Annotated in this window: 15 protein-coding genes and 1 pseudogene; all 16 read right to left on the bottom strand. The window is 44.2% G+C overall.

What is annotated here, in order from left to right:
* Window positions 1–189 precede the first annotated feature (189 nt).
* The gene (locus tag FQV26_RS03925; protein WP_146556060.1) at window positions 190–2,364 is read right to left on the bottom strand and encodes a bifunctional diguanylate cyclase/phosphodiesterase; all 2,175 of its coding nucleotides are present in this window, start codon (window positions 2,362–2,364) and stop codon (window positions 190–192) included.
* 243 nt (window positions 2,365–2,607) lie between these two features.
* The gene (glyA, locus tag FQV26_RS03920) at window positions 2,608–3,843 is read right to left on the bottom strand and encodes a serine hydroxymethyltransferase (RefSeq protein ID WP_146556059.1); all 1,236 of its coding nucleotides are present in this window, start codon (window positions 3,841–3,843) and stop codon (window positions 2,608–2,610) included.
* Window positions 3,830–4,414 carry a TIGR01440 family protein gene (locus FQV26_RS03915; protein WP_146556058.1) on the bottom strand — a complete coding sequence of 195 codons (585 nt, stop codon included), beginning with the start codon at window positions 4,412–4,414 and terminating at the stop codon, window positions 3,830–3,832. The genes glyA and FQV26_RS03915 overlap by 14 nt, the downstream gene beginning before the upstream one ends.
* 12 nt (window positions 4,415–4,426) lie before the next feature.
* Window positions 4,427–4,864, bottom strand: a complete 438-nt coding sequence (rpiB, locus tag FQV26_RS03910; RefSeq protein ID WP_146556057.1) for a ribose 5-phosphate isomerase B — start codon at window positions 4,862–4,864, stop codon at window positions 4,427–4,429.
* Between the two features lie 152 nt (window positions 4,865–5,016).
* On the bottom strand, window positions 5,017–5,445 hold the full coding sequence (locus tag FQV26_RS03905; protein WP_146556056.1) for a low molecular weight protein arginine phosphatase: 429 nt from the start codon (window positions 5,443–5,445) through the stop codon (window positions 5,017–5,019).
* Between the two features lie 21 nt (window positions 5,446–5,466).
* The gene (locus FQV26_RS03900) at window positions 5,467–6,459 is read right to left on the bottom strand and encodes an L-threonylcarbamoyladenylate synthase (RefSeq protein ID WP_146556055.1); all 993 of its coding nucleotides are present in this window, start codon (window positions 6,457–6,459) and stop codon (window positions 5,467–5,469) included.
* Between the two features lie 89 nt (window positions 6,460–6,548).
* Complete coding sequence (gene prmC / locus FQV26_RS03895; RefSeq protein ID WP_146556054.1) at window positions 6,549–7,406, bottom strand: peptide chain release factor N(5)-glutamine methyltransferase; 858 nt, start codon at window positions 7,404–7,406, stop codon at window positions 6,549–6,551.
* Window positions 7,393–8,472 (bottom strand): peptide chain release factor 1, encoded by a 1,080-nt coding sequence (prfA, locus tag FQV26_RS03890; protein ID WP_146556053.1) that lies wholly within the window; start codon window positions 8,470–8,472, stop codon window positions 7,393–7,395. The genes prmC and prfA overlap by 14 nt, the downstream gene beginning before the upstream one ends.
* Before the next feature lie 349 nt (window positions 8,473–8,821).
* Window positions 8,822–9,412 (bottom strand): thymidine kinase, encoded by a 591-nt coding sequence (locus tag FQV26_RS03885; protein WP_146556052.1) that lies wholly within the window; start codon window positions 9,410–9,412, stop codon window positions 8,822–8,824.
* A gap of 153 nt (window positions 9,413–9,565) precedes the next feature.
* Complete coding sequence (rpmE, locus tag FQV26_RS03880; RefSeq protein WP_146556051.1) at window positions 9,566–9,781, bottom strand: 50S ribosomal protein L31; 216 nt, start codon at window positions 9,779–9,781, stop codon at window positions 9,566–9,568.
* Between the two features lie 150 nt (window positions 9,782–9,931).
* Window positions 9,932–11,215, bottom strand: coding sequence for a transcription termination factor Rho (gene rho, locus FQV26_RS03875; RefSeq protein ID WP_146556050.1), 1,284 nt, complete (start codon window positions 11,213–11,215; stop codon window positions 9,932–9,934).
* A gap of 367 nt (window positions 11,216–11,582) precedes the next feature.
* Window positions 11,583–12,548, bottom strand: coding sequence for a class II fructose-bisphosphatase (gene glpX, locus FQV26_RS03870; RefSeq protein WP_146556049.1), 966 nt, complete (start codon window positions 12,546–12,548; stop codon window positions 11,583–11,585).
* Between the two features lie 74 nt (window positions 12,549–12,622).
* The gene (locus FQV26_RS03865) at window positions 12,623–13,921 is read right to left on the bottom strand and encodes a UDP-N-acetylglucosamine 1-carboxyvinyltransferase (protein ID WP_146556048.1); all 1,299 of its coding nucleotides are present in this window, start codon (window positions 13,919–13,921) and stop codon (window positions 12,623–12,625) included.
* Window positions 13,922–14,263: 342 nt separating this feature from the next.
* Window positions 14,264–14,926 (bottom strand): fructose-6-phosphate aldolase, encoded by a 663-nt coding sequence (fsa, locus tag FQV26_RS03860; RefSeq protein ID WP_146556047.1) that lies wholly within the window; start codon window positions 14,924–14,926, stop codon window positions 14,264–14,266.
* A gap of 80 nt (window positions 14,927–15,006) precedes the next feature.
* The gene (locus FQV26_RS03855; RefSeq protein WP_146556046.1) at window positions 15,007–15,864 is read right to left on the bottom strand and encodes a class II fructose-bisphosphate aldolase; all 858 of its coding nucleotides are present in this window, start codon (window positions 15,862–15,864) and stop codon (window positions 15,007–15,009) included.
* 84 nt (window positions 15,865–15,948) lie between these two features.
* A pseudogene (locus FQV26_RS18965) lies at window positions 15,949–16,074 on the bottom strand (response regulator); the annotation flags it as partial.

Below are 16,074 nucleotides of genomic sequence, written 5' to 3'. Positions count from 1 at the left end.
AGAAAAAAACCAGGAAATAATTCCCCGGTTTTTTTCACTTTGTTTATAAATTACGGTCTCTAAGCTTTTATTTGAATGCCAGAAGTTTGATCTGCGAACTTCCTAGAAGACATTTCATGAAGCAGCTCTTCCTATCAATCATCAAATCTTATCGGCACCTATAAAGTTCTTCAACCTAAAGCGTTTCTTCTATAATAAGAACGCTTCATTAAGAGGCATCGGTTTATAGAACAAATACCCCTGCCCCACTTTGCATCCTAGGGTCAGCAAGGTCTGGCGATCTTTTTCCGTCTCTACACCTTCTGCAACGGCACGCAAGTCCAAGTTTTCCGCGAGCTGGATAATGGTCCGGATAATTGCCAAAGTACCGGCTTCTTCCATATTTGAAATGAAGGAACGGTCAATTTTCAGTTCTTCGACAGGCAGCTTCTGCAAATAGCTGAGCGAAGAATAACCGGTTCCAAAATCATCGATCGATGTCGTAAAGCCGCAATGTTTTAAATGCTTGAATACTTTATTCGCCGTTTCGATATCGACAAAACCGATGCGTTCAGTGATTTCCAATTGAATCCACTGAGAATCGATGCCATATGCGGCTGTCATGTCCATCAAATAGGGGACGAAGGAATGATGAAAAAAATGATCGGCCGATATATTGATGGCCACTTGCCGAAGCTTCAAGCCTTGGTCCGCTCTTTTCTTCATCCATTCCAGCACCTGCTTCAAAACATTCTGCTCCAACATACGAATTTTGCCGTTTTTTTCTGCAGCTGGAATAAAGACATCCGGAGGGATCGTGCCAAGATCCGGTGATGTCCAACGGGCCAGCGCTTCAAAGCTTATAATCTCACCAGTTGCCAAGTCGACTTTCGGCTGCAGATGAACACCGACTTCATTGCGTCTGAGTGCCGCTGTCAATTCGTTTGCAACACGTAAATCCTTCATCATGAACTCATCGTATTCACTTTCAAAATAGCAGATCGCTTCGCCGGTTTGAAGCTTGGCCTGCGACAATGCGCTGTCCGCACACCGGATTAATTCTTCCGAATCTCTCTGATGAGGTGTAACGATAGCAACACCCATTTTCAAGGTCAAAAACAATTCCATGTCTCCGACAGTAATAGGTTCGACCAGTCCCTGCAAAAGCTGATCCAGGTATTCCGGAATTCTTGTGAACGGGGTCATGCTGTACATGGCAAGTGTGGAATCCGAAAAGCGCGCAATCAAATCATTCGCCGAGTTTTGTGTCAGCATCAAACGTTTACTGATTTCACGTATGATGGTATCACCTGCGTGATGGCCGTATTGATCTACTACTTTGGTAAATTCATCTGTGGCAAGAAAAGCGACAAAGCCTTCCTTCTCTTCCATCAGCAATTCAGCAATTTCGGTTCTGAAATAATTGCGGTTGGGTAACGCCGTGTTTCCATCGGTATAAGCAAGCTGCAAAATTTCTTCCTGCTGCCGGGAGTATTTGATCGCCAGTGAGGCAATCGAAGCGACTTCCTCCATAAATTCCAAATCATTTTCATGCGGAGACAATGCCACAGGAAAGTAAATGCCGAACGTACCGATGGCAGTTCCCTCTACACTGAAAATTGGAATTGACCAGCTCGAGACCAGGTCATACTCTTCCACCAATTGCTGATGATTTCGCCATAGGTAGTCCGTACTCATGTCTTCGACAATCACCGGTTGTTGCTTATGAAAGGCTGCACCGCAAGTTCCGATATCTTCTTTTACCACAAGTCCATTGATAGCCTCCTGGAAATCCTTCGGCATGGAATTCGCTGCGCCAATTTTGTAAAGTTCCGTTTCATCAATCAAAAGAATGGTGCATTTTGCACCGTCAATGAAGAAAGATTCGGTGGTTTGGCAAATATTCTGCAAGAGCATGCTGAGCATATAGCCTTTTTCAATTCCTGTATAGGTCTCTTTTTGGAGCTTAATCAGAGCCTCCGCACGCTTACGGTCGGTGATGTCGTGCTGCAGCATCAAGGTGAACTTAAAATTTTTCTCTGGAAATGACAAAGGCTGGACTGTTATTTCGTTCCAGAAAGGCGTACCATTTTTTCGGTAATTGACGATTTCAACGATGCCGCTTTCTCCCGAGTCCACGCAGTCGCGAATTTTCTCACTAGCTTCTTTTGCCGTTTTTTCTCCATGGAGAAAACGGCCGTTTCGTCCGAGCGTTTCCGCTTCGCTATAGCCAATCATTTTGTAAAAAGCTTCATTGGCATAAACAATAGGCTGGTCTTCCATCTCCGAATTAACTACTAAAAACGATGTATGGAATTCAACACCAAGACGGCGCAACCACTCCATGATTACTTTTTTATCTCTCTTCAATTCATGCGTGTGCATACGACGCGTCCCTCCTGTTGAAATCCTATGTATTTAAATGAATAAAAGAAATTGCTCTCCTATACCTCTTATGCCATTCAAGACAAAACTAAGAATTTTATGGAAACTTTAAACAATAGTGGGTAATTGGGATTTCTTTAGACATTTTTTTCTTGAATCTTTTGACATGCTAGGCCTTCAGTATAGCTTATGTAGAGTAAAAATACAGCTGCCAAGAACTATTGCTCCGGCAGCTGTATTCACTTATTTATATAGTGGATGCGCAGCAGTCAATTTGGCTGTACGTTCTGCAGCATCTTTCTTGACAGATTCATTTTCCGGGTCTTTCAGAAGCATTGCCATAATAGAAGCAATTTCTTTCATTTCCTCTTCTTTAAAACCACGGGATGTAACGGCTGCAGTTCCAAGTCGGATGCCGGAAGTGACAAATGGGCTTTCCGGATCAAATGGAATAGTATTTTTATTTGTCGTAATACCAACTTCATCAAGCACATGCTCTGCGACTTTCCCTGTCAGTTTCAACGAGCGGAGGTCGAGCAGCAGCAAGTGATTATCTGTCCCGCCTGAGACGATGTCCACACCTTCTGAAATCAAACCTTCAGCGAGTGCATTAGCATTTTTCACGACTTGTTCAATATAGGTTTTGAAATCCGGCTGCAGCGCTTCACCGAATGCTACAGCTTTTGCTGCGATTACGTGCATAAGCGGGCCGCCTTGAATTCCCGGGAAAATAGTTTTATCGATTTTCTTCGCAAATTCCTCATTGCAGAGAATCAACCCACCGCGTGGTCCGCGAAGTGTCTTATGCGTCGTCGATGTAACAAAATGGGCATGAGGGACAGGATTAGGATGAGCTCCAGTAGCGACCAGACCGGCAATATGAGCTATGTCAACCATCAAGTATGCTCCAACTTCATCAGCGATTTCGCGGAATTTAGCGAAATCCAATTGACGTGAATAAGCACTTGCTCCAGCAACCACCATTTTCGGTTTGTGTTCCAATGCTGCCTGGCGGACTGCTTCATAATCAATCAATTGCTCTTCTTCTGTAACACCATACTCAACGAAGTTGTATTGCATACCGCTGAAATTCACTTTGCTGCCATGTGTCAAATGCCCGCCATGGTTCAAGTTCATCCCAAGAATGGTATCGCCTTTTTCTAAAACTGCTGTATAAACAGCCATGTTGGCCTGTGATCCTGAGTGTGGTTGAACGTTCGCGTGGTCCGCGCCAAAAATTTCCTTAAGGCGGTCGCGGGCAATGTTTTCAACAACGTCCACAAATTCGCAGCCTCCGTAGTAGCGTTTGCCCGGATAGCCTTCCGCGTATTTGTTGGTCAATACTGATCCTTGTGCATCCATAACTGCTTGTGAGACAAAGTTTTCAGAAGCGATCAATTCGATATTCGCTTCCTGTCTTCCTTTTTCTGCGTTCATCGCTTCATATACTGCTGGGTCTTGCGCCTTAATCAATTCCATCTGTATATCCCTCCCGTGATTGAACAAGCTCACGATTATAGCTCGCACGTTCACCGCCGATCAATTTCGGACGTGTAGTTGCAGCTGCCACAATCGCTTCACCTACTAGTTTAACAGATGTTCGCAGTGGAACGGCAACTCTTTTCAAATGCATGCCAATCATTGTTTGTCCGATATCGATTCCCGCATGGGCTTGAATTTCTTCCACTACGACCGGGTCGGCCATACTACTGAAAGCATATGCGCTCATCGAACCACCCGCTTTTGCTACCGGAATCACCGAAACAGGTTCCCAGCCATATTTACTAGCTGCCTGCCGCTCCACCGTCAATGCACGGTTGATATGTTCGCACCCTTGAAACGCCAGGAAGATATGATGGCGTGCCGCAAATTTTTCCAAAGGCTCAAACAGGCTTTCTGCTATATCCAAACCGCCACCGGTTCCGATCCGCTTTCCTGCTACTTCTGATGTTGAGCAGCCGACTACAAACACTTGGCCTTTCCTGAATTCGATCTGCTGCTCTAATTCGCTTAAAACCTCTTCAAGTTGTAATTGCCATAAAGTTTGCATGCCGACTCCTCCTTATTTTTCGAGGTCTGTGATTTTTTGGATGCGTTTTTCGTGTCTGCCGCCTTCAAATTCTTCCGTCAGCCAAGTTTGGGCGATCTCACGCGCAAGTCCTGGTCCAACAACACGCTCACCCATCGCCAAGATATTTGAATTATTATGTCCTCGGGTCGCTTTTGCACTGAACACATCATGAACAAGTGCACAACGGATGCCTTTGACTTTATTGGCCGAGATGGACATGCCGATGCCGGTTCCACATATTAAAATTCCCCGTTCAAATTCCCCGTTTGCTACACGATCAGCAACCGGTTTTGCATAGTCTGGATAATCTACTGAATCGTCTGTATGCGGACCAAAGTCCTGATAGTCAATCCCAATTTCGTTCATTAGGTTAACGATTTCTTTTCGCAAAGTATTGCCGCCGTGATCTGATGAAATTGCCACTCTCATGATATACCCTCTTTTCTTAAACTCTAATTTATAAATCAGCAAAAGCGCCATTGTCGAATTATGCCGAATTTCCTTTACGCTTTTAATTTATTCTATCATTTTTACGCAAAAAAGACAGACTAAGCCTCATTGAGCATGTCTGTCTTTTTCATTCATGTCACTTTGACGATTAATTTATCGATTAAAGCCTTGAGTTCCTGAAATGTATCCTCATAAAGTTTCAGTGGACCTCCGTAAGGATCGCTGATATCTTCTGCAGAACCTTCGGTGAATTCTTTTAGCGTATAAAGCTTTGTAGCGGCTTCAGGATATGCCTGCAAAAGCGTCATTTTATGTGAATTGGTCATCGTTAAGATCACTTCTGCCCATAACATATCTTCCGTATCGAGCGGCTTAGAGGTATGGGTAAAAGAAATTTGCTGTTGGGTTAACACAGTATGCGCATTTTGGGAGAGCGGTGTTCTGCCTGCATATATGCCTGCAGAACGAGCTTCGATTCCCGTCAGATTTCTGGCAGTCAAAATGGCTTCAGCCATCGGGCTTCGGCATGTATTGCCTGTACAAACAAAAAGAATCCTCATTCTGCATCTCCTTTCAATAAATCAGCTGAACCATTTATGGTCCGCTGCTTTTTCAAGCCTATTCATCAGTGCATCACTGGATTGAACATTTTTTTCGACGGATGCCAAAATCAAGTCGGCATCTGTCGAGTCGCATTTCCGCAAACTGGCGTATAGGGTTTCCATGGATAGCGGAAAATGAAAGTCAGCTGTCGGATATTCGGTGGCGCTGATAACAGCCACTTTTTTCCCTTTTTTCTGAACGTGCTCAATCGCTTTTTCAATCAAACCTTCTTCATTCTCAATCAAATACAATGGAGCCGTAGGCGCATAATGGGCATATTTCATCCCTGGAGACTTGGGTACATTGTTTTTATTTTCAGATGCGGATCGAACCGTGCCGATGACGTTTTCAATTTGTTCTTTTGAAATTTTTCCGGGGCGTAAAATGACCGGCGGTTCACTGGTCATGTCCAGAACTGTTGACTCGATGCCAATTTCTGTCGCTCCACCGTCTAAAATCAAAGGAATTCTACTTTCCATATCGTGATAGACATGCTCTGCCAAAGTCGGGCTGGGCTTGCCGCTGGTATTGGCACTTGGAGCCGCCAATGGCAATTTCAGCTTGCGCAACAACCCTAATGCCACTGGATGATTCGGGACACGAATCCCGACTGTATCAAGATTTGCAGTAACATTGCTCGCAAATCTCGAAGGTTTCGCCTGCATAATCAGCGTTAAGGCGCCTGGCCAGAATGCATCCATGCATTGCAGCGCTTTTGGTGAAACTTCCTGTACATAACTTAGAGCGGTTTCTTTTGAATCGACATGGACAATCAAAGGATTGTCCGAAGGCCGACCTTTTGCTTCAAAAATTTTGCTGACCGCTTCCGGATTTGTAGCATCTGCGCCCAATCCATAAACCGTTTCAGTCGGAAATGCCACAATTTCACCATCACGCAGGATTTCCACAGCCTGTGCATAATTTTCTTCTTCATCCACATTTTTATCCACAAAAATAATTTCCGTTTTCACATGAACAACTCCTATTTATCAGGGTTTTTCACCTTTTATCCACAAACAGTGGATAAACCATTGTCGTTTGTGCGTAATTTGTGTGTAACTTACTCTATTATGGCAAAAACCATCCGGTCATTCTTGTTGATATCTTTCTTACTATAAACGATGGCTGTGGGAAAAGCGTCTTTTAGCATCTTTTCGACCGCTGGTCCCTGTTGATAACCTATTTCAAATCCGATAATACCTGGATTATTGAGCAATTTCGGAAATTGCATTGCCATTTTTTCGTAAAGAGCGAGGCCTTCCTTATCCGCAAACAAAGCATGATGCGGCTCAAACTCCCTGACACTGTCTGACAAACCAGCTGCTTCGCTATAACCAATATAAGGCGGATTGGATATAATGACATCCCATTTTTCGTCTTCAATTGGCTCAGCTAAGTCTCCTAAACGAAAATCAATTTCTGCATCCAAACGCTTGGCATTTCGGGCTGCCATTTCCAGTGCGGGCTGGGAAATGTCAGTCGCTGTAACTTGTGCTTCCGGCAACTCACATTTAAGCGTAATGGCAATAATACCGCTTCCTGTTCCAATATCGGCGATGGCCAATTTTTTTTTTGCCATATAGCGATTAATCAGCTGTAAAGTTTCTTCTATCAACTCTTCTGTTTCAGGCCTTGGAATCAATACATCCCGACTCACCAGAAAGTTTCTTCCATAGAATTCTTCACTTCCGGTCAAATGCTGCACCGGAATTCCGGTAGCGTGCTGCTCAACTTTCACCCAGAACTCTTTAAACTGCTCTTCACTGATTTCGTCGCGCATCGCAGCAATTAAACCTGAATACGAGAGGCCCAATTCGTGTTGAAGAAGAATGCGTGCAGCTCCTTCTTCACGTCCGTTCTCCTCTAAATAAGAAGAAGCCCTCTTGAGGGCCTCATAAACATACTTAAGATTGGTCATTGTTCAAACTTTCCATACGCGCAGACTGCTCTTCTACGATTAAGGCATCGATGATTTCGTCCATTTTGCCCTGTAGAATCTGGTCCAGCTTCTGAATCGTCAAACCGATCCGGTGATCCGTCACACGGTTTTGAGGGAAATTGTATGTCCGAATCCGTTCAGAACGGTCGCCCGTTCCAACTGCCGATTTCCGGACCGCATCATACTCAGCTTGAGCTTCCTGCTGAAATTTCTCGTAGACGCGTGCACGCAATACTTTCATTGCACTTGCTTTGTTTTTAATCTGTGATTTTTCATCCTGACACGTTACCACAGTATTTGTTGGAATATGCGTCAAGCGGACAGCTGACATTGTCGTGTTGACCGATTGTCCCCCAGCGCCGGAAGATGCGTAAGTATCTGTACGGATATCATTTTCATGTATATCAATTTCCACTTCTTCAACTTCCGGCAAACAAGCAACCGTAGCTGTAGAGGTATGAATGCGTCCGCCAGATTCTGTCTCTGGAACACGCTGTACGCGATGGGCTCCATTTTCGTATTTCAACTTCGAGTAAGCGCCTTTTCCTGTAACCATAAAGACGATTTCCTTGAATCCACCCAGGCCGGTTGGGCTCGAATCCAGCACTTGTACTTTCCAGCCATTTGTTTCGGCAAACCGGGTGTACATGCGATAAAGATCGCCGGCAAACAAGGCCGCTTCATCTCCACCCGCGGCACCACGGATTTCCATGATGACGTTTTTATCATCGTTTGGATCTTTTGGAATCAACAGCTTGTGCAGCCGCTCTTCGACAATTGTAATCTGCCCTTCCAATTCATTGACTTCTTCTTTGACCATTTCACGCATGTCACCGTCCATCTTGTCGTCGAACATGGCTTTTGCTTCTGCCAATTGTGTTGTTAAATCTTTATACTCACGGTAAGTTTCGACCGTTTCCTGCAGGTCGGATTGTTCTTTTGAATATTCGCGCAGCTTGTTGGTATCGCTGACGATGTCAGGATCGCTCAGTAATTCATTTAAACGGTCATATCTATCTTCTACTGATTGTAATCGATCAAACATGGGTGTCACCTCGAGTTCTATTTTTTTACAGTTAAAATTGATATTCCGCAAACTAGCTCCGCTTTCCTGCGGGCTTGCGCCGGACTAACTTGAGTATGACGCTCAAGTGGATTTCGCCACTTCGCTTTTCCGCGGGAGTCTCCGCTAATTTGCTCCATATCATAGTAAATGAAATTATTAATCAAGTTTTCAATATGATTCAATAATAGATTTATCGTAAGTTTAAATGGAATTGTCATTTTAACTCATTATTCTTATGACTCTTAAATGGAAGTATAGAAGGCGGCGGAGGCAGCAAAAAGCTTCCGCTCTAAATGATTTCTTTAGAACTACTAAAACTAGTTATTATTCACTTAACAGTAACGCCAGTCGGCACTTCGTGGTGATGGCGGCAGCGCGGTTCGTAGGCTTCTGATGCGCCGACCAGAATTGTCGGGTCATCAGATCCTGCCGGTTTTCCGTCAATGAGACGCTGTGTCCGGCTTGCCGGAGATCCGCAAACTGTGCAGACGGCTTGAAGTTTTGTTACTTGTTCAGCAATTGCCAGCAGAGATGGCATGGGCCCGAATGGAAGACCCCTAAAGTCCTGATCCAGTCCAGCAACAATGACTCGGAAACCGTGGTTAGCCAGTTTCTGTACATTTTCAATAATGTTTTCATCAAAAAACTGAGCTTCATCTATGGCAATGACATCGAATTCATCGGTAATATACTCCCACATCTCAGTAGAATGAGAAATTGGCAAGGCGATTACAGTTGTTCCATTATGCGAAACTACCGCTTCTTTGCTGTAGCGGTCATCGATTTTCGGTTTAAATACAGCGATTTTTTGTTTTGCAAATTGAGCACGGCGGACGCGGCGGATCAGTTCTTCCGATTTCCCGGAGAACATGCTGCCACAGATCAATTCGACCCATCCTGTTTGTTTCATGACATACATAGGTGAGACCCCTTTCAAACACTTTGTTGTTTTAATCATACCAAAATAATACGGTTGCTTGCTATTTTTCGGAATATGTAAGCTGTTTTTCAGATATAAGACGAAAAAAAAATACCCGCCAGGCGTTTTCGCGCTAGGCAGGTATATTTTTATTTACTCGTTGATTTCTTCTTTTAAGCCGTATTTTTTGTTGAAACGGTCTACGCGGCCATCAGCTGCTGCGAATTTCTGACGTCCAGTGTAGAATGGATGACATTCAGAGCAAAGCTCAACGTTGATGTTTTCTTTTACAGAACCAGTTGTGAAAGTGTTCCCACATGAGCAAGTTACTGTAGCTTGTTTGTAATCTGGATGAATACCTGTTTTCATAATTTTTTCTCCTCTCGCCCTGAACCATCTGGAACAGAGTTTAATCTATTTTTACTATTGCCTTACACGGTTCTTTAGACCGTATATGCAATAGCTTTGCTTTAATTCACTCTCATAATCATATCAAATTCCCGCATCATTTGCAAGCAATTAAATCATCTTCTTATTGCTGCGGTGGGTCTTCATTTCCGTAGTCAATTGCTCAAAAAATTCTTCGTTCGTATCCGTTTGACTCAGCTTTTTCAGGAAGCGCTCCCCGAAATCATGTGAATCCGAGAAGGTTTTACGAATCGACCAAAGTTTTTCAAGCTGCTTGGGTTCGATCAGCAATTCCTCTTTGCGTGTGCCGGAACGGCGAATATCAAGTGCCGGGAAAATGCGGCGTTCAGCCAAAGAGCGGTCCAGATGCAATTCCATATTGCCTGTCCCTTTAAATTCCTCGTAAATGACTTCGTCCATACGTGAGCCGGTCTCTACTAAAGCTGTCGCTAAAATCGTCAAGCTGCCGCCTTCTTCGATATTGCGGGCCGCTCCAAAAAAGCGTTTCGGTCTATGGAAAGCTGCTGGATCAATCCCTCCTGATAGTGTACGACCACTTGGTGGAATGACCAAATTATATGCTCGGGCGAGACGCGTGATGGAATCCATCAAGATAACAACATCGCGCTTGTGTTCAACAAGGCGCATGGCACGTTCAAGCACAAGTTCTGCAACTTTGACATGATTTTCAGGAACTTCATCAAATGTCGAAGACACCACATCCGCATTAACCGAACGCTCGATATCCGTCACTTCTTCCGGACGCTCATCGATCAGCAGGACAATCAATTCCGCTTCCGGATGATTGGTTGTAATCGAATTGGCGATTTCTTTCAGCAACATCGTCTTCCCAGCTTTTGGCGGTGCAACGATAAGTCCACGCTGCCCAAAGCCTACAGGCGCAACCAAATCCATAATCCGAGTGGATAAATGAGCTGGCGTTGTTTCCAGACGAATATGGCGGTCTGGATAAAGTGGAGTCAATCCAGGGAAATGAACGCGTTCTTTGGCTACTTCCGGGTCTTCACCATTTACTGCTTCCACTTGAAGCAAGCCGAAATAACGTTCATTTTCTTTCGGCGGACGCACTTTACCCGAAACTTTATCGCCATTTCTCAAATCAAAACGACGGATTTGGGAAGCGGAAATGTAGATGTCCTGTGAGCTTGGTGAATAATTGATCGGACGCAGGAAGCCAAAGCCTTCTGATTGGATGATCTCCAAAACACCTTCCATAAAAAAGAAACCTTCTTGTTCCGCACGTGTTTTCAAAATCGCGAAAATCAGTTCTTTTTTGGTCAGCTTGCTGTAGTTGATCAGTTTGTATTCTTTTGCCAGATTATAAAGCTCTTTTAAAGTCATATTCTCCAAAGCGGAGATCGTTATCGTTGCCATGTATCGGACACCACACTTATTCGTATTATTTTTAAGGATTGTAGATAAGTTGAATGAAGGCACTATTTTTTTACATCATTTATTCCATAAGTTGAAGTAATGTTCCTCACCCAGTAATATTTATAAAAGCATTTCTGAAAACTCTATGCTCGTACTTTAACTTTACTTATACTGAGGCAGTTTCCCCTATCTTAGTTTACAACTTTTATAAAACAGGGAGAAAACATTGGCTCGCTTTGAACTCGCAATGTGCAAAATACTTTTTTGATTCAACTTATAAGATTTGAGGATCAGTAGTGAATGATTGAGAAGATCTTTAAAGAAGAAGTCCGGCAAATTGCCGGACTCATTTTATGAAGTAGGATCGTTAATCGTTCATTACGAGATTTGGTTTTTTCTGCAGGCTGTGACGCCCTTCGATAAAGCGGATTGTTCCTGATTTCGCACGCATAACCAATGTATGGCTTTCCGCGAAACCGCCTTTCAGCTGAACACCTCTTAATAATTCACCGTCTGTAACGCCTGTAGCCGCAAAAATAGCATCGTCCCCTTTGACGAGGTCATCCATCATCAGAACTTTGCTCACATCAATACCCATATCGATGCAGCGCTGCGCTTCTTCTTCGTTCTGTGGAACCAGTTTCCCTTGGATTTCGCCGCCCAGGCATTTTAAGCCGACTGCAGCGATTACGCCCTCAGGTGCTCCGCCAGTTCCGAATAGAATGTCAACGCCTGTCTGGTCGAATGCCGTATTAATCGCACCGGCGACATCGCCGTCGTCGATCAATTTGATACGGGCTCCGGCTGCACGGATCTGATCAATGATATCCTGGTGGCGTGGCCGATCCATAATTGTAGCTACAACTTCTTCGATATCTTTATTCTTGGCTTTTGCCACTGCACGAAGATTGTCGATGACTGGAGCATTAATGTCGATTTTGCCTACTGATTCCGGCCCAACCGCAATTTTTTCCATATACATATCCGGTGCGTTCAAAAGGTTTCCACGGTCAGCAATTGCCAGGACTGCCAAAGCATTCCATCCTCCTGCTGCCACAATGTTTGTACCTTCTAAAGGATCTACCGCAACGTCCACTTCTGGACCGTTGCCTGTTCCTAATTCTTCACCGATATAAAGCATTGGCGCTTCGTCCATCTCACCTTCACCGATGACAACAACACCACGCATTGGAATAGTATCAAATACCGTTCTCATTGCCGTTGTAGCTGCATCATCCGCTTCAACTTTCATGCCGCGGCCCATCCATTTTGAAGAAGCAATTGCTGCCGCTTCTGTGATGCGCACTAATTCCATTGATAGACTTCGTTCCATACCATTTGTTCCTCCCGTTCAGCTTTAGCTATGTCCTCATTAATTGTAGCACATAATTTTATGCTAAAAGAGAATCAATTTGCGTCCTGGCTAAGGTCGGACTTCATGCTTGTCACCGGATCAATCGTCTCTCTCCGGATATCGGCACCAAGGCCCCGCAATTTTTCGATAATGGACGAGTAGCCCCGTTCGATATGGTAAATTTCGCGAATTTCAGTTTCGCCTTCTGCCAGCAGTCCAGCAATAACCAAAGCCGCTCCTGCGCGCAAATCGGATGCTACTACGGTTGCAGATGTCAGTGGAGTCGGACCTGTAATAATTGCCGCTCTTCCTTCAACACGCCCGCTTGCATTCATCCGGCGCAATTCATCAATATGCTTGAAACGCGCAGAGTAAATCGTATCGGTAATCATGGAAGATCCTTGAGCCTGGGTCATCAGCACAGAAAACGGCTGTTGAAGGTCTGTTGGGAATCCAGGATAAACCAATGTCTTCACATCAATAGCATGCAAATTTTCAGATTTAGGAATATAAATCGATTCTTCGCCTTCCTGGACATCTACGCCCATTTCACGCAGTTTAGCAGTCAACGCTTCCATATGGAAAGGAATTACGTTATCGATGGTCACACCATCTCCTGCTGCGGCTGCCATGATCATGAAAGTACCAGCTTCGATGCGGTCAGGAATGATTGTATGATTGGTGCCGTGCAATTCTTCCACGCCATCAATCCGGATAACATTTGTTCCGGCTCCTTTGATCTTCGCGCCCATATTGGTTAATAAAGTCGCGACATCAATGATTTCCGGTTCTTTTGCAGCATTTTCGATAGTCGTTTGCCCTTTGGCCATAACAGCTGCCAGCATGATGTTGATTGTTGCCCCGACGCTGACAACGTCCAAATAAATTTTAGCTCCGCGAAGTTCATCGGCACGCAAATAGATGGCACCGTGTTCATTCGTCACTTTGGCGCCAAGCGCTTCAAACCCTTTAATATGCTGATCGATTGGACGGGGTCCTAAGAAACAGCCGCCCGGCAGACCGATCGCCGCATGCTTGAAGCGGCCAAGCATTGCTCCCATCATATAATAGGAAGCACGCAATTTTTTCACATTGCCATTCGGCAAAGGCATATCAATCATTTTTGTCGGATCGATATTCATCGTTCCGTCTTCAAATGTCACTTCCCCGCCGATTTCTTCCAAAATACTCTTTAGTGTCCATGCGTCGGAAATTCCCGGCAATCCCTCGATCGATACTGGCGAGTTCGCCAAAATCGAAGCAGGAATCAAGGCTACTGCACTGTTTTTAGCGCCATTGACTTTTATTGTTCCGGAAAGGCGGTTGCCGCCCTTTATTTTATAAACATCCATTAAATTTCTCCTTTATCCACTTTTCGGACAGCTTGTTTGTCTTGAAAAGTTCCATTGGTTCGGCTTTTGAAATGATGGCCGATCACAACTTTAAATTATCCCGCTTTAACGGTCAGTACGACTCCCACTTATGCTAGCGGGAGGTCTACTGACCATAAAAGTCCGATTGGATCAACTATCAATCAGCGGAGAAGCTCCACTGATTGAAGTTTCTCTGTATCCCGCTTTAACGGTCAAGTACGACTCCTACTTATGCTAGCGGGAAGTCTACTGACCATAAAAGTCCGATTGGATCAACTATCAATTAGCGGGAGATGGCCCCCACTATATTGAAGTTTTTCTTTATTTTACAGCATCTTCTACAGAACGTTTTTCCCAGTCAGCAAGGAATGCGTCGATTCCTTGGTCTGTTAATGGGTGCTTGAACATTTGGTTCATTACTTTAATTGGCATTGTCGCAATATGTGCACCATTCAAAGCAGCGTCTGTAACATGCTGCGGGTGACGGATTGAAGCAGCGATAATTTCTGAAGAAATGTCATGGATAGCAAAGATCTCAGCAATTGTTGCAATCAAGTCCATGCCGTTGTGTCCGATATCGTCAAGGCGTCCAAGGAATGGCGAAACGTATGCCGCTCCAGCACGTGCTGCAAGCAAAGCTTGGTTCGCGCTGAAAATCAAGGTAACATTTACTTTTTTACCTTCTGAAGCAAGAACCGAACAAGCTTTCAAACCGTCTGGTGTCATCGGTAATTTCACTGTAATATTTGGAGCAAGATCAGCCAGTTCGCGGCCTTCTTTGATCATGCCTTCAGCATCAAGCGCAATAACTTCTCCGCTGATAGAACCGTCAACAAGTGCTGCGATTTCTTTTAGGCGATCGTGGAATGAAACGTTTTTCTCTTTTGCAACTAACGATGGATTTGTTGTAACACCTGAAAGAATACCCCACGAATGTGCTTCTTTAATTTCGTCAAAATTTGCTGTATCGATGAAAAACTTCATAGTTTTTTCTCCTCCAGTATGACGGGAAAAAGAGAAGGTGCCTTTCGGAAACTTCTCCCCCATCTTTTTTTGTCTTCTTATTAAGCTTTTCCTGAACTACCGAATTCACGCATTTTACCGATAACTGTCTTTTTGATCGCTTCACGGGCTGGTCCCATGTATTTACGCGGATCGTAAACATCCGGATCGTTGTTTAATGTGTCACGGACTGCTTGAGCCGATGTAATCTGGCTTTCTGTGTTCACGTTGATTTTTGATGTACCAAGTGAAACAGAACGTTGAATGTCTTTTAACGGAATTCCAGTTCCTCCGTGCAATACAAGCGGCACGTCACATTGCTGAGAGATCTCTTCCATTTCCGCGAATCCTAGGTTTGGTTCACCTTTATAAGGACCGTGGACCGAACCAAGAGCTGGTGCTAAGCAGTCGATTCCAGTTTGCTCGACCATTTGCTTGCATTCTTTTGGATCAGCGTAAATAACACCATCTGCAATGATGTCATCTTCCTGTCCACCGACAGTACCTAATTCCGCTTCTACGGAAACATTATGTTGGCGTGCATATTCAACCACTTGTTTCGTGATTTCGATGTTTTCTTCAAATGGGTGATGGGATGCATCGATCATAACTGAAGTGAATCCAGCATCAATCGCTTCTTTGCATTTTTCAAAACTTGAACCGTGGTCCAAGTGAATTGCTACAGGTACAGTGATTTTGTAATCATGCATCAATCCTTTGACCATATTCACAACTGTTGTGAATCCACCCATGTAACGGGCTGCTCCTTCAGAAACTCCACAAATGACCGGAGAGTTCTCTTCTTGTGCAGCTAATAGAATAGCTTGCGTGAACTCCAAGTTGTTTAAGTTGAATTGACCGATTGCATATCCTTCTTCTTTTCCTTTTATCATCATTTCTTTCATTGAAACCAATGGCATTTAGTATTCCTCCTCAGCAATGTTTAAAGCGAATATCCTTTATACTATATCAAAAACCCAGTACTTACGCTACTTCTTCCTTGTTTACTGCTTTAAAAGTTGCTGAACGGCGTCTCGCACTTCAAAGACGTCAAACGGCTTGGTAAAATAACGCTCGGCTCCCCAGTTCATGGATTCCTTAATGAGGTCGAGTTCTCCGTAGGCTGTCAT

Origin of the sequence: Planococcus sp. CPCC 101016 (assembly GCF_007859295.1) — a bacterium.
Lineage (GTDB): Bacteria > Bacillota > Bacilli > Bacillales_A > Planococcaceae > Planococcus.
This window is presented reverse-complemented; position numbering and strand designations above follow the sequence as displayed.

Coding starts and splice junctions, on each gene's coding strand:
- prfA (WP_146556053.1), bottom strand. CDS start 8,472: ATGTTTGATCGATTACAATCAGTAGAAGATAGATATGACCGTTTAAAT.
- FQV26_RS03865 (WP_146556048.1), bottom strand. CDS start 13,921: ATGGATGTTTATAAAATAAAGGGCGGCAACCGCCTTTCCGGAACAATA.
- prmC (WP_146556054.1), bottom strand. CDS start 7,406: ATGACCAATCTTAAGTATGTTTATGAGGCCCTCAAGAGGGCTTCTTCT.
- FQV26_RS03855 (WP_146556046.1), bottom strand. CDS start 15,864: ATGCCATTGGTTTCAATGAAAGAAATGATGATAAAAGGAAAAGAAGAA.
- FQV26_RS03905 (WP_146556056.1), bottom strand. CDS start 5,445: ATGAGGATTCTTTTTGTTTGTACAGGCAATACATGCCGAAGCCCGATG.
- rho (WP_146556050.1), bottom strand. CDS start 11,215: ATGGCAACGATAACGATCTCCGCTTTGGAGAATATGACTTTAAAAGAG.
- rpmE (WP_146556051.1), bottom strand. CDS start 9,781: ATGAAAACAGGTATTCATCCAGATTACAAACAAGCTACAGTAACTTGC.
- fsa (WP_146556047.1), bottom strand. CDS start 14,926: ATGAAGTTTTTCATCGATACAGCAAATTTTGACGAAATTAAAGAAGCA.
- FQV26_RS03925 (WP_146556060.1), bottom strand. CDS start 2,364: ATGCACACGCATGAATTGAAGAGAGATAAAAAAGTAATCATGGAGTGG.
- FQV26_RS03885 (WP_146556052.1), bottom strand. CDS start 9,412: ATGTATGTCATGAAACAAACAGGATGGGTCGAATTGATCTGTGGCAGC.
- rpiB (WP_146556057.1), bottom strand. CDS start 4,864: ATGAGAGTGGCAATTTCATCAGATCACGGCGGCAATACTTTGCGAAAA.
- glyA (WP_146556059.1), bottom strand. CDS start 3,843: ATGGAATTGATTAAGGCGCAAGACCCAGCAGTATATGAAGCGATGAAC.
- glpX (WP_146556049.1), bottom strand. CDS start 12,548: ATGGAACGAAGTCTATCAATGGAATTAGTGCGCATCACAGAAGCGGCA.
- FQV26_RS03915 (WP_146556058.1), bottom strand. CDS start 4,414: ATGCAAACTTTATGGCAATTACAACTTGAAGAGGTTTTAAGCGAATTA.